This window comes from Staphylococcus pasteuri, from assembly GCF_003970495.1.
Lineage (GTDB): Bacteria > Bacillota > Bacilli > Staphylococcales > Staphylococcaceae > Staphylococcus > Staphylococcus pasteuri.
The window spans coordinates 5,515-19,357 of record NZ_RXWW01000041.1 but is presented as its reverse complement, the minus strand read 5'-3'; the positions used below and the strand labels follow the sequence as shown (position 1 = coordinate 19,357).

General features: G+C 29.9%; 14 protein-coding genes. 12 read left to right on the top strand and 2 right to left on the bottom strand.

Features of this window, described 5'->3' with window-relative positions:
* The first annotated feature begins 10 nt into the window (after positions 1-10).
* Together CD121_RS06675 and CD121_RS06670 are read left to right on the top strand one after the other, a co-directional pair.
* Positions 11-1,252, top strand: a complete 1,242-nt coding sequence (locus CD121_RS06675) for an aminopeptidase (protein WP_046467434.1) — start codon at positions 11-13, stop codon at positions 1,250-1,252.
* Between the two features lie 54 nt (positions 1,253-1,306).
* Complete coding sequence (locus CD121_RS06670; RefSeq protein WP_017637847.1) at positions 1,307-1,837, top strand: acyl-CoA thioesterase; 531 nt, start codon at positions 1,307-1,309, stop codon at positions 1,835-1,837.
* Positions 1,838-1,932: 95 nt separating this feature from the next.
* Here CD121_RS06670 and yfkAB read toward each other — a convergent pair whose 3' ends face one another.
* On the bottom strand, positions 1,933-3,075 hold the full coding sequence (yfkAB, locus tag CD121_RS06665; RefSeq protein ID WP_017637846.1) for a radical SAM/CxCxxxxC motif protein YfkAB: 1,143 nt from the start codon (positions 3,073-3,075) through the stop codon (positions 1,933-1,935).
* Between the two features lie 234 nt (positions 3,076-3,309).
* Here yfkAB and CD121_RS06660 point away from each other — a divergent pair, with 234 nt between their 5' ends.
* From CD121_RS06660 to CD121_RS06630, 7 genes are all read left to right on the top strand, one after another.
* Positions 3,310-3,471, top strand: a complete 162-nt coding sequence (locus tag CD121_RS06660) for an SE1561 family protein (RefSeq protein ID WP_017637845.1) — start codon at positions 3,310-3,312, stop codon at positions 3,469-3,471.
* Between the two features lie 121 nt (positions 3,472-3,592).
* The gene (locus CD121_RS06655) at positions 3,593-4,111 is read left to right on the top strand and encodes a type 1 glutamine amidotransferase domain-containing protein (protein ID WP_017637844.1); all 519 of its coding nucleotides are present in this window, start codon (positions 3,593-3,595) and stop codon (positions 4,109-4,111) included.
* A 229-nt stretch (positions 4,112-4,340) separates the two neighbouring features.
* Complete coding sequence (sgtB, locus tag CD121_RS06650; RefSeq protein ID WP_029056005.1) at positions 4,341-5,150, top strand: monofunctional peptidoglycan glycosyltransferase SgtB; 810 nt, start codon at positions 4,341-4,343, stop codon at positions 5,148-5,150.
* Between the two features lie 167 nt (positions 5,151-5,317).
* Positions 5,318-6,136, top strand: a complete 819-nt coding sequence (gene recX / locus CD121_RS06645; protein WP_017637842.1) for a recombination regulator RecX — start codon at positions 5,318-5,320, stop codon at positions 6,134-6,136.
* Positions 6,114-6,428, top strand: coding sequence for a YfhH family protein (locus CD121_RS06640; protein WP_017637841.1), 315 nt, complete (start codon positions 6,114-6,116; stop codon positions 6,426-6,428). Before recX ends, CD121_RS06640 begins: the two co-directional genes overlap by 23 nt.
* 14 nt (positions 6,429-6,442) lie before the next feature.
* The gene (locus CD121_RS06635) at positions 6,443-7,951 is read left to right on the top strand and encodes an ATP-binding cassette domain-containing protein (RefSeq protein WP_126567675.1); all 1,509 of its coding nucleotides are present in this window, start codon (positions 6,443-6,445) and stop codon (positions 7,949-7,951) included.
* 8 nt (positions 7,952-7,959) lie between these two features.
* Complete coding sequence (locus CD121_RS06630) at positions 7,960-8,823, top strand: hypothetical protein (RefSeq protein WP_126567674.1); 864 nt, start codon at positions 7,960-7,962, stop codon at positions 8,821-8,823.
* Between the two features lie 112 nt (positions 8,824-8,935).
* On the opposite strand, the gene CD121_RS06625 is transcribed toward CD121_RS06630, so the two are convergent.
* Positions 8,936-9,913, bottom strand: coding sequence for a metal-dependent hydrolase (locus CD121_RS06625; RefSeq protein ID WP_126567673.1), 978 nt, complete (start codon positions 9,911-9,913; stop codon positions 8,936-8,938).
* A gap of 164 nt (positions 9,914-10,077) precedes the next feature.
* Here CD121_RS06625 and mutY point away from each other — a divergent pair, with 164 nt between their 5' ends.
* From mutY to CD121_RS06610, 3 genes are all read left to right on the top strand, one after another.
* Positions 10,078-11,121 (top strand): A/G-specific adenine glycosylase, encoded by a 1,044-nt coding sequence (gene mutY, locus CD121_RS06620; protein WP_126567672.1) that lies wholly within the window; start codon positions 10,078-10,080, stop codon positions 11,119-11,121.
* Between the two features lie 155 nt (positions 11,122-11,276).
* On the top strand, positions 11,277-11,819 hold the full coding sequence (ntdP, locus tag CD121_RS06615) for a nucleoside tri-diphosphate phosphatase (RefSeq protein ID WP_002452360.1): 543 nt from the start codon (positions 11,277-11,279) through the stop codon (positions 11,817-11,819).
* A gap of 300 nt (positions 11,820-12,119) precedes the next feature.
* A partial coding sequence (locus tag CD121_RS06610) for an ABC transporter ATP-binding protein (RefSeq protein ID WP_143565115.1) occupies positions 12,120-13,843 on the top strand: 1,724 nt, incomplete at its 3' end.

Sequence of the window (13,843 nt, the reverse complement as noted above, 5' to 3'; positions counted from 1 at the left end):
GGGAGTCTAAATGAGTAACTACCAAGAAAAATTGAAACAGTATGCCAAACTACTAGTTAAAGTAGGCATGAATGTTCAAGAAAAACAGCCAGTATTTATACGCTCATCTGTCGAAGCTTTAGAATTAACTCATCTAGTTGTAGAAGAGTCATATAAAGCTGGTGCATCAGATGTAAGAGTCGATTATTCAGACCCAAAATTAAAACGTATGAAATTTGAATACGAAACTGTAGACCATTTTGAGAATAATGAAGTTAAATCTTATGATGTTAATGCACGTATGGATTATGTAGAAAGAGGCGCTGCTAACCTTGCAATATTAACTGAAGACCCAGATTTATTAAATGGTATTGATTCTAATAAATTGAAAGCATTTCAATTGCAATATTCCAAAGGTTATAAAGGATATATGGAAGCAAGCCAAAAAAATCAATTTCCTTGGGTGGTTGCAGCATTTCCATCAAAAGCATGGGCTCAAAGAGTATACCCTGATAAATCAGTAGAAGAAGCTTATGAAACATTTATAGAAGAAGTGTTTGATATAGTAAGAGTAGATGGTAATGACCCTGTAGAAAATTGGAAAACACATGTAAGTAATTTAAGTAAACATGCTAAAAGAATGCAAGATAAACAATATAAAGCGTTACATTATATTTCTGAAGGTACAGATTTAGTTGTAGGGTTACCACAGGGACATATATGGGAAGATGCTACTAGCTATGTAAATGGAAATCAACAAGCATTTATTGCTAATATCCCTACAGAAGAAGTGTTCACAGCGCCAGATAGAAATAATGTAAATGGTTATGTAACAAATAAATTACCATTAAGCTTTAACGGTAATATCATTGACGGTTTCACTTTAACATTTAAAGATGGAGTTGTTGTTGATTTTAAAGCAGAAAAGGGCGAAGATGTCTTAAAAGATTTATTAAATACAGATGAAGGTGCACGTAGATTGGGAGAAGTAGCACTAGTACCAGATGATTCTCCAATTTCAAATAGAAACACTATTTTTTATAATACGTTATTTGATGAAAATGCATCCTGTCATCTAGCGTTAGGATCTGCTTACGGTTTCAACATTAAAGGTGGAACTGAAATGACAACTGAAGAAAAAATTGCAAGTGGTTTAAATGATTCAAATGTTCATGAAGATTTCATGATAGGTAGTGCTGATTTAACCATTTATGGTATTTTAGAAGATGGCTCAAAAGAACTCGTTTTCGAAAACGGAAATTGGGCAAAATAAGTCGTAAATACCAAGTACAGTAGGGAAATTTCATAGAGAGATAGGAAGATATGAATGACTAAAGAACAAGTAAATAAAAAAGCAATGTCTGAATCTAAAAGTATTAAAACAAGTCAAGTGTATCCACAAGATACTAATCATCTTCATACGATGTTTGGCGGTATTTTAATGGCAAATGTAGATGAAATTGCAGCAATTACTGCTGTGAAACATGCTGGTAATTCAGTAGTAACTGCCTCAACAGATTCAGTAGATTTCTTATTACCAATCAAGAATGGGGACATCCTTTCATACGAAGCAATGGTTTCTTATACGGGTAGTAGTTCAATGGAAATTTGTGTGCAAATTATTATTGAAGATGTCTTTGAAGGAGAACGTAAATTAGCTGCACTTAGCTTTTTAACCTTTGTAGCTTTAGATGAGAATGGTAAACCTGTACGCGTTCCTCAAGTTTATCCAGAAGATAAAGTTGAAAAATGGTTCCATGAAACAGCTCCTCAACGTGTCGCTCGTCGCAAAGAACGACGTGATGAAAGTAAAAACACTATTGAGTATTTATCTAAAATTCAACATATTGAAAATTAGATAAAAGCTTATTTAGAATTGCATATAAATAGACCTAATGAAACTATAAATTTTTCATTAGGTCTTTTTAGTTTGCTAAGCATTATGATTATAAATTATGAAAAGATATGTTTTGCATGCATTTCAATTTCTTTTTGGCGGAAATCAGTATCAGGGTAATACATATTTTTCACTAACACATTTGGTCCCAGACAATGATATTCAGAACAATGACAATTTAAAGATTGGGCTAAATCAGAAGTGAGCCATTGATTAAATACATCTGTTAATCTGTCTTTTTGTATGTTTGAAATAGTACCATTTTCATCTCCGAAATCAGTAACAATGACATTACCTGTAAATACATTTACATTTAAACGACTACGCCCATCAGGGTCATTTCTCATTGTGACATTTTTTGCATCTCTTAAACGTTGTAATAATTGTTGATCGTTTTCATCATTAATACATGGATAAATAGGTAATGTACCAAATAACATCCAAGTATCCTGGTCACGTATATCTAATAAATGATGTATCGCTTCTTTCATTTCTTTTAAAGATAAGACATTTAAAGAGCTTGCAAAATCAGCTGGATACATAGGGTGTACTTCATGTCGACTACACTTCATATCATTAACAATTTCATTATGAATTTTATCCAAGTAAGGTAATGTGCTTTGATTGAGCATTGTTTCAGCAGATACAAACATTCCTTGTTCAGAAAGAGTACTTGCATTGTCTAACATTTGCTCGTATAGTTTTAATTTTGCTTTAATTGGCGGTTGCTTTTTCATAGCTCCAAAGCCAACATCTGTGAATTCTTGAATGGTTCCCCAGTTATGTGAAATATGCATAACATCTATATATTCTGCAATATCAAGATATCGGTCTTGTGGTAACGTTAAATTAGAGTTCATTTGTACATATATCCCACGTTGATGTGCATATTTTAATAGTGGTTTCACTACATTTTTAATAGACTTTTTCGAAAACATAGGTTCGCCACCTGTTATAGACAATGTACGTAAATTTGGAATTTCATCTAAACGGCGATATATAATATCCATTGGTAAAGGATCTGGATCTTTAGTTTGTAAAGTGTAACCAACAGCACAATGACTGCATCTCATATTACATAAATTGGTTGTTGTAAATTCGATATTACTTAAAGTGAGTTGGCCATTATCAATGACATCGTTATAAGCTTCCCAAGGATCATTGTGTATTGAAATAGGTTTTTTATTTGTTATTATCATTAAAACTTCTCCTAAAAAGAGTGTGACAAAGAGGAGTTGTGAACATATATACTAGTTAAAATTTTTCAATATATCCATATTATAAATACTATGTTTCACGTTTCCTCAAAACCTGTGTCAGCTCTTTAAAATTTGTAAAAAGTACAGTAAACATTATTAAGATTATATCTCTTTTTGTCAAATTCTGTTAGGATAAATATAACAAAAATAAATTTCAAAGGAGCTCTATTTTAAATGAGTGAACAACAAACTATAGAACAAATCAAAACGAGATTAAACAAATTTATCGAGGATATTGATCATGTAAACCCTGATGAAGTGCGTGTTGAAGACATTGATGAATGGATTGGTTTACTAGATCAATTAGAAGAAAAAGTAAAACAAGTTTCCAAATAATTCACTAATCATAATTAATGACACTTTAGTGACGATTAAAAAATTTAGTACAAGATGTTTAACTTTAAACTTAAACGTGAATACAATAAATATAATCGCACAATAGAAAGGTGATCATATTATGAGTAAAAAAGTAGCAGTTCTATTAGGAAATGAATTTGAAGATATAGAATTTACAAGTCCGAAAGAGGCATTAGAAAATGCTGGATTTGAAACAGTAGTTATTGGCACTAATGCTAACGAAGAAGTCGTTGGTAAACACGGTGAAAAAGCAACTGTTCAAGTTGGTATCGGCGAAGCAAAACCAGAAGATTATGACGCTGTTCTAATTCCTGGTGGATTTGCACCAGACCATTTACGTGGTGATGCAGAAGGTAGATTTGGTACATTCGCTAAATACTTTACTTCTAATGATGTTCCAGCATTTGCAATTTGCCATGGACCACAAGTATTAATTGATACTGATGACTTAAAAGGTCGTACATTAACTGCAGTATTAAATGTACGTAAAGACTTATCTAATGCTGGTGCGCACGTTGTAGACGAATCAGTAGTTGTTGATAACAATATCGTTACAAGTCGTACACCAGATGATTTAGATGATTTCAATAGAGAAATCGTAAAACAATTAGAAGACTAATGATTGTTTAGTATAAAACATTAAATCTAAAGGCTTATTGATTTAGTTCAATAAGTCTTTTTTATTTGTAAAAGTTGATATGGAAGTAATAAATGAGTGAATTGTATATATTAAATAATAGTCAAATATGTACACCTTGGGACTGATTTTTACTATAAACTATAGCTAATGGTTTCAACTACTGGTAAACTCACATTATAACAGTGAGTTTGAGTAAAGGAGTAAATGCATGAAAAGAAGCGACAGATATGCACAATCTAATGAATTCCCTCAACGAGATATGCGTGAACCTCACTATAATACTTATTATCAACCAATAGGGAAACCACCTAAAAAAAAGAAAAGTAAACGTATCTTTTTAAAAATACTTATTACATTAGCGATTATATTAGTATTATTCTTAGGATTAATGTTTTTTTTATCATCGAGAGCTAATGTAGACGATTTAAAATCGATTGAAAATAAAAGTGATTATGTTTCGGCAGATCAAATGCCAAAATATGTCAGAGGTGCTTTTATTTCATTAGAAGATGAAAGATTTTATAAACACCATGGCTTTGATTTTAAAGGAACAACAAGAGCTTTATTTTCTACTTTGAGTGATCATGATGTTCAAGGTGGTAGTACAATAACACAACAAGTTGTTAAAAATTATTATTATGACAACGAACGTTCATTCACAAGAAAAGTAAAAGAACTGTTTGTAGCACATAAAGTAGAAAAACAATATGATAAAAATCAGATACTTAGTTTTTATTTAAATAATATATATTTTGGAGATAATCAATATACTGTTGAAGGTGCAGCAAATCATTACTTCGGCGCAACAACTAATAAAAACAATCAAAATTTGAATACAATTAGTGTATTACAAAGCGCAATTTTAGCAAGCAAAGTTAATGCGCCAAGTGTATATAATATTGATGACATGTCAGATAATTTTACGAATAGAGTTAAAACCAATTTAGAAAAAATGAAACAACTTGATTATATATCCGATGACCAATATGAGGAAGCAATGGCCCAACTAGGTCAATAACAATTACCCTATCATATGCAATGTTAGTACGAATAAATTACAGTAACTATGTAATGTTGAACATTGTAAATATGATAGGGGTTTTATTTTTATAAAGCGTGACTTTATTGCTAATGATTGAACTATGTCATAATATGATATATACAATGTTTATGAGGAGGTGTATCATGCCTAAAATCACTAAATTAGAAGTACAAAAGAAGAACAAAGAACGTTTTAATCTATATCTCGATAATCAATTTGAGATGGGAATAGATATTGATACACTTGTTAAATTTAATTTAAAGAAAGATCAAGTACTAGAAGCTGCAGAAATGGAGCAGATTCAAAAATATGACCATTATCGAAGAGGTTTAAATATAGCAATTCAATATCTTTCATTTAGAAAGCGTACTGAAAGAGAAGTACGTCAACATTTAATAAAAAATGATATTTCTGAAGAAGCGCTGCAACAAGTGATAGATTATTGTTACCAAGAAAAATTAATAGATCATTATGATTATGCTGAAAGTTTGAAAAACACTATGATCAATACAACGGATAAGGGACCTGAAACTTATAAACAAAAATTGTATCAAGCTGGTATTGAAACTAATATTATAGATGAATATACTGCTCTATACATAGAACAACAACCAATGGAAGATATCATCAAAGTAGCGAGTAAAGTAATTAAAACTAAAAAAGGTCCAACTTCAAAAGTTAAACAAAAAACAATGACTGCTTTAATGCAAAAAGGATTTACGATAGAAAAAATCAAACAAGCCATGGATGAACTTGATTTTTCACAGGACGAAGAACAACTTGACGATATGTTACAAACTGATTTAGAAAAAACATATCAAAAGCATCAAAGAAAATATGAAGGGCAACAACTAGTAAGAAAAACGATAGAAACGCTTATGAGAAAAGGCTATAAATATGATAAAATTAAATCTAAATTAGAAGAAAGTGGTATCGAAAATGGAACAGAAGAAATTGAGTGAAATGTCTGAGCCAGAATTAAGACATGAAATACAAACTTATAAAGAAAAAATGAGAAAAGCAGAAATGAACGGTATTTTGAATGAATATGACGTTTATCAAAGTAAAGTAATTGTAGCTGAAAGTTATTTAGTTGATCGTAATAAAATTGAATTAGGCAGAATCTATCAATTAAATGATGGCAGTGATCAATATTTTAAAGTGGAAAGATTAAAAGGTATATTCGCTTGGGGATTTAGAATTAAAAGTAGCGAACCCGAAGAAGGTTTACCAATTGCATTATTAAAATTATAGAAGGATGAAAAGAAATGGGAAGTTCAATCGTTTTAAAGTTACTTAAAGTTACTCATTATTATAGAAATAAAAAAACTAAAAAATGGTACTTACCTTTTGGATACGCCGCTGAAGATATTGATTTAAATAATGTCTCACTACATATTTATCAAGGTGAGGCCTTAGGTATTATCGGTGAACCAGGTTCTTCTAAAAAATTAATAGGTAGATTATTATCAGGATCTATTCACCCTGATAAAGGAAAATTAGTTCAAAGTGATCATGTATATTATGGAGATATTGAAGACCGAAAAATTGTAAACCAAACTGTGAAAGATTACGTTAAGCACATTGTTGAACTATTTCCATATAAAGTCTCTGATTATAAATACGATCAAGTCATTCAATATGCCCATTTAGATGAAAAACAACTCGTTTCACAATTAACCAAACAAGAATTTGCTCATTTACTACTAAGTATAGCCAGATCATCTAAATCCAATATCATTATTTTGAATCATGTTCTTCAATATTTAGATGAATCTTTTACAAATCGAGCGATAGAGCTATCAAATGATTATATCAATCATAACCAAACGATTGTTTTTATTGATGATGACGTTGATAAAATAGAACAAGTGAGTAACTATATTACTTGGGTCTCACACGGACAGATTCGTATGGAAGGGTCTCTTAAACAAGTAATTCCTGTATTTAAAGATCATGAAAGAGACCGAAAAAGTATTGAATCAAAAGAAGAACTTTCATCATTTGATCTTGATTGGAAAAAAAGTCGAACAAGAATGCCTGAGATGACTTATAATTTTAAAAGAATTGAACGCTATAATCATGCCAAACCACCAATATTTTTGGTAAGATTTTGGACTTTAATGACCAGTTTTATAATTGGATTAGCACTTATGGGCATTCTTTTATTTAATAATTTAGGAATAATAAATATCTCAGCGGGGAATCAAACTCCACTTCAAACACAAACTAAAGATACATATGAAAATAAATTAGCTTATGGAATAGCATTAAAAGGAAGCGTTAAAATTTCAGGTTCAAATAATCTAACATTACCTAAATATAGTGTCGTTACTATTGATGGAGAAAATAGTAAAAATTATCGATTAAATGAAAGTGGAAAAAATTATACCGTAGCTAAAAGTAAACTAGAGTATTTTAATCCAGCTGGTTTGTATGAAAAGCATAGTTTCAAAACTTTATCTCCATATATTAAATCCAACTATAGTAAGTATGTAGAATACTTCAATAGTCATTTACACAAAGACCACGATACAGTAAAAAAATCACTAGTACCTGAAGAAGATAATCGTTTTGTTGCTAATGTAACTTCTCAACCGATTAAGATGATTTTTAATGATGATGATCAGTTAAACGGTTTTGTAATGCCTATTGTTAATAAAAGTGAATTGAAAGATAAATTCAACATTAATAAAGATGTTTGGATTTGTAAATCTGGTGATGGATACTTTATTGCCGATATGAAAGATAATAAGTGGATATATATTGAATTGTAGGTGTAAGTATGATCGATAGTATAATTATTTATTTTAAAAATTTACCACACGTTTTAAATTATTCTTTAAAACATGTTAAAAACTTATGGAAATGGTTTACGGTAAGTTTTATAGTTGGGTTAGTCTTAATATTTGCGGTAGAAATATTTTTCAAGGTGACAAACGCAACAGAAATGATACAAGGTGTATGGTTATATAGACTTTTAACTTTATTAGCATATGGGTATATCGTCCTCAGCTTATTTTTATGTTATAAAATATACGCTAAAGATTATATGATTACTAAATCGTTTAAAATATCCCCAGTAACACCCATAGTAGTTACTACAATTGCTGGAGGTATTTTACTATTTGTATTAATGACAATTATTGCAATATGGAAACCAATTAATTTTGAAAGTTCATTACTAGCTACAATATATTTTATGTTAGTAACAATAGTGTTAAATTGTTTACTATCAGTGTTATTTGGTTTAGTAAAAATCTTAAATCATAAAGCGGATATATATTTTTATATATTTTGTGTTATAGAATTTATTTTAGTACCAATTATTTATGTTCCTAAAACACATTTGACAATGATTGGACATGTATTGATGTTAAATCCATTTTATTATGTAACTAATGGTTTAGCGCAATCAGTGTTGTTTGGCAGAGTAAGTCTAGCTAATATACCATATCATTTATATATATTATGTTTCATCTTGATATTATGTTTAATTAATTTTGCGTTATCTCATTTTGTATCTCATGCTAAATATAGAAATAAAAATAAAAATACACAATCAACTATTCAATCTAATCATTTTTTAAGTAATGCTAATCATATAAAAGATAGTGACAATAGTGAAATTGATAAAAATAATAATTAAAATATAAAAAGCCAAGGTATAGGACTCATGTATTTTGCATATCCATCAAGTTAACTTAAGCAGTTTACTTTTAAGGATTACATTATTACATGTCCTTGAACCTTGGCTATTATTATTTTGCGAATAATTTACGTTGTAATTTGTCTTCACTAAATACCCAACCAATATAAGAATGATCTATTTCATTTTGAGATGTTAGATGGGCAATAGCAACAAATGCATAATGATCATTATTTAAATATCTTAAATCCATTAATCGAATTTCTGTAGAACCATCATCTAATGGCGTTGTTTGCCAACGATATATAGAAGAAAAGTTTAAAAATGTTCTTATATCTTTATTACTTTTAACTTTCCATAATAATGAGTCGATAGATAAATGTTGACGTTTAACTTTATCACTAAAAACAATATTTCGACCATGTGATCTACCAACATAATCATGTTCGTCTGTTTGAATAGCAATACGCCATTCCATAAATTTCATTGTAGGAATTACAAATACTTTTACAGGGTTATGCTCTTGTTTAATTTGCTTTAATGCTTGTTTCTTTAAGAAAGATTGCATTTTAAATCGGATTATATAATAAATTATTAAAATACCGATTATTGGAAAGAATGCCAAATACGGGTGTACTCCCAGTGCCCATAACACCACGCCTATACATAATATAATAAATATAATTGGATCAAACGTGTTAATAACGCCGAGTTGTATCCATTTATTAGTAATTGGTCTTAAAGCTTGTGTTCCGTATGAGTTGAAAATATCAACAAACACATGTAAAAAAACTGCTAATTGTGCCCACATCCATATATGTAAAGGGGATGTGTGATTAAATATAACAAATATTAAAAATGTAATTAATATTGGCCATAATATAGTGAATGGAATAGAGTGCGTAATGCCTCTATGATGGGAAATATATGTTGAATTATCTTTTAATTTTAAAACTGTATCCCCATCAGGTATAAGGGAACCTGCAATCAGTGTTGTGGCACTTGCCGCGAATGTGCCTGACATCGCTGGATCTTGAGTTGCAAGTGCAGTAAGTCCAACTCCAATAACAATGTGCGTGGCTGTGTCCATTTATGTTCACTCTTTTCATCTTAATTTATAATATATTATAATCTAAAAGTTAGAATAACAAAATCAACTCACATTAATAATGTGTTATTCTTATTTATCATGTAAGTAAAATATCCATTAAAATCAAATTGAAACATTAAATCATTGTTCAGGAAGGGAAATATATGTATTTAGAAGAAAATTTCAAAGATAATATTGTACATTGGTTTAATAACAATCAACGTTCAATGCCTTGGAGAGAGACTACTAATCCTTATTATATATGGTTAAGTGAAGTTATGTTACAACAAACCCAAGTCAAAACAGTTATAGATTATTATGATATATTCACTCATCGTTTTCCTACAATAGCCGATTTGAGCGAAGCAAATGAGGATGAAGTACTCAAATATTGGGAAGGACTTGGTTATTATAGTCGAGCAAGAAACTTTCATCATGCAGTCAAAGAAGTACAACATGATTATAATGGAATAGTTCCATCTGATCCTGAAAATTTTAAATCTTTAAAAGGTGTCGGACCATATACTCAAGCAGCAGTAATGAGTATAGCCTTTGACCATCCACTCCCTACAGTTGATGGTAATGTTTTTAGAGTATGGTCAAGATTAAATAATGATAGCAGTGATATAAAGCTCCAATCTACACGTAAAACATTTGAACAACAGTTATTACCTTATGTTCAAGAGGAAGCTGGAACGTTTAACCAATCAATAATGGAATTAGGTGCGCTTATCTGTACACCTAAAAATCCACTCTGTATGTTTTGTCCAGTTCAAGAAAATTGTGAAGCCTTTGATAAAGGAACAGTATTAGATTTACCAGTTAAAACCAAAAATATTAAAAAGAAAACCATTGAACAAAGTGTCTTTTTAATTCGAAATCATAAAGGACAATATTTATTAGAAAAAAGACAGGAAAGGTTATTGAATGGTATGTGGGAATTTCCAATGTTTGAAGCCTCTAATGCTATTTCAGAAATATCTCATAAACTAAAACATGACATAGAACCTTTACCAGAACATATATTTAAATTAAAACATCAATTTACACACTTAACTTGGAATATTAAAGTCTATAGTGTGCCTGAAACTATAGATATAAATGAAAAGGTTTTACCTGATAATATGGTTTGGTTTGATTTATCTAATCGAGATGATTATTCATTTCCAGTATCAATGGATAAAATATATAGATTTATTGAAGGATAGGTTTCTTCAAAACAGAAATTATAATAAATCATTTTACTTATTTATAATCCAATAAAATCTAACTAATACTTAAATTTAATGGCGTGAAAGTACAGAAGTAGTTTGAAAATATGATATAATCTAAATGGTTAAAAAGTATAAAGGTGGTGTGGAGTATGGTAAAAGAATCCATACCTAAAGAAGGACAAGACATCAAAATTCAAAGTTATAAACATGATGGAAATATTCATCGCGTTTGGTCTGAAACAACCATTTTAAAAGGTACAGATCATGTGATTATTGGTGGGAATGATCACACGTTAGTAACAGAAAGTGATGGTCGCACTTGGATTACAAGAGAACCAGCTATTGTCTATTTTCATTCTGAATATTGGTTTAATGTGATTTGTATGTTTCGTGAAGATGGTGTTTATTATTATTGTAATTTATCTTCACCATTTGTTTGTGATGAAGAAGCCTTAAAATACATCGACTATGATTTGGATATTAAAGTTTATCCTAATGGGAAATACCATTTATTAGATGAAGATGAGTATGAGCAACATATGAATCAAATGAATTATCCTCACGATATAGATGTTATTTTAAGAAGAAGTGTAGATATTTTACAACAGTGGATAGAACAGAAAAAAGGGCCTTTCGCTCCTGATTTTATCAAAGTTTGGAAAGAGCGATATAAAAAAATTAGGGATTATTAAGCAAATTAGATGTAAAACGATATGAGATGGTTTATATTATTCAATGTTGCATTGATTTAATTAAATAAACATTGATAGTTTAGATAAAACAATCTCTATTAACTAAAATTATATTTGTTAATCGTATCAATCAGAGGTTGAGATATGTTAGTCAATTGTTGCGGAATAATTTAATTAATTATTAGCTTATGGATACTAATGATTAATTGAAATGATATTCCAAGGCGATTCATCATATCCAACCTCTGTTCAATTTTAAAAAGATCAATTTAAAAAATATTATATGGGGGGATTAAAATAATGATTAAACGATATTTAAAGTTTGTTAAACCATATAAATATCGTATTATTGCTACTATTATAGTTGGTATTATTAAATTTGGTATTCCAATGTTAATTCCATTGCTTATTAAATATGCAATAGATGGTGTTATCAATAATCATTCACTTAGTGATAGCGAAAAATACTCACACCTAGCCATAGTTATAGGTATTGCCCTATTTATCTTTTTAATTGTTAGACCACCAATTGAATTTATAAGACAATATCTAGCTCAATGGACAAGTAATAAAATATTATATGATATAAGAAAGCAACTTTATAATCACTTACAAGCATTGAGTGCACGTTTCTATGCTAATAACCAAGTAGGGCAAGTTATTTCACGAGTGATTAATGATGTGGAACAAACAAAAGATTTTATTTTAACAGGATTAATGAATATTTGGCTTGATTGCATAACAATAATAATAGCATTAACAATTATGTTCTTCCTTGATGTTAAACTGACTTTTGCTGCATTATTTATTTTCCCATTCTATATCTTAACGGTTTATTTCTTCTTTGGACGTTTAAGAAAATTAACAAGAGTAAGATCTCAAGCTTTAGCAGAAGTTCAAGGATTTTTACATGAACGTGTACAAGGAATGTCTGTTATTAAAAGCTTTGCAATTGAAGATAATGAAGCGGGTAATTTCGATCACCGTAATAAAAACTTTTTACAAAAAGCATTTCAACATACGAGATGGAATGCATATTCTTTTGCTGCAATTAATACTGTGACAGATATAGGCCCAATTATTGTCATTGGTGTCGGTGCTTACTTAGCAATAAGTGGTTCTATTACAGTAGGGACATTAGCTGCATTCGTTGGTTATTTAGAACAATTATTCGGTCCTTTAAGACGATTAGTATCTTCTTTTACAACATTAACTCAAAGCTTTGCGTCAATGGATCGTGTCTTCCAATTAATAGATGAAGATTATGACATAAAAAATGGTATTGGCGCTCAACCAATCGAAATTAAAAATGGTCAAATTGAATTAAAACATGTTGGGTTCAAATATAATGAAAATGAACAAGACATTTTAAAAGATATTAATTTGACTATTCATAAAGGTGAGACCGTTGCCTTCGTAGGAATGAGTGGTGGAGGTAAGTCAACACTTATTAATTTAATACCTCGGTTTTATGATGTTACAGAAGGAGAAATTCTTGTTGATAACCACAATGTTAAAGATTTCTTAACAGGTAGCCTAAGAAATCAAATTGGTTTAGTTCAACAAGATAATATCTTATTTTCCGATACGGTTAAGGAGAACATTCTACTAGGCCGACCTGATGCTTCAGACGAAGAAGTTATTGAAGCAGCTAAAATGGCTAATGCTCATGAATTTATAATGAATCTTCAAGATGGATACGACACAGAAGTTGGTGAACGTGGCGTGAAATTATCAGGTGGTCAAAAACAAAGACTATCTATTGCACGTATATTCTTAAATGATCCACCAATTTTAATCTTAGATGAAGCTACTAGTGCATTAGATTTAGAAAGTGAAGCAATTATTCAAGAAGCACTAGATGTTTTAAGTAAAGATCGTACGACGTTAATCGTAGCACATAGACTTTCAACAATTACTCATGCAGACAAAATTGTAGTTATAGAAAATGGTGAAATTGTTGAAATGGGTACACACCAACAATTAATTGATAAAAAAGGTGCTTATGAGCATTTATATAGCAT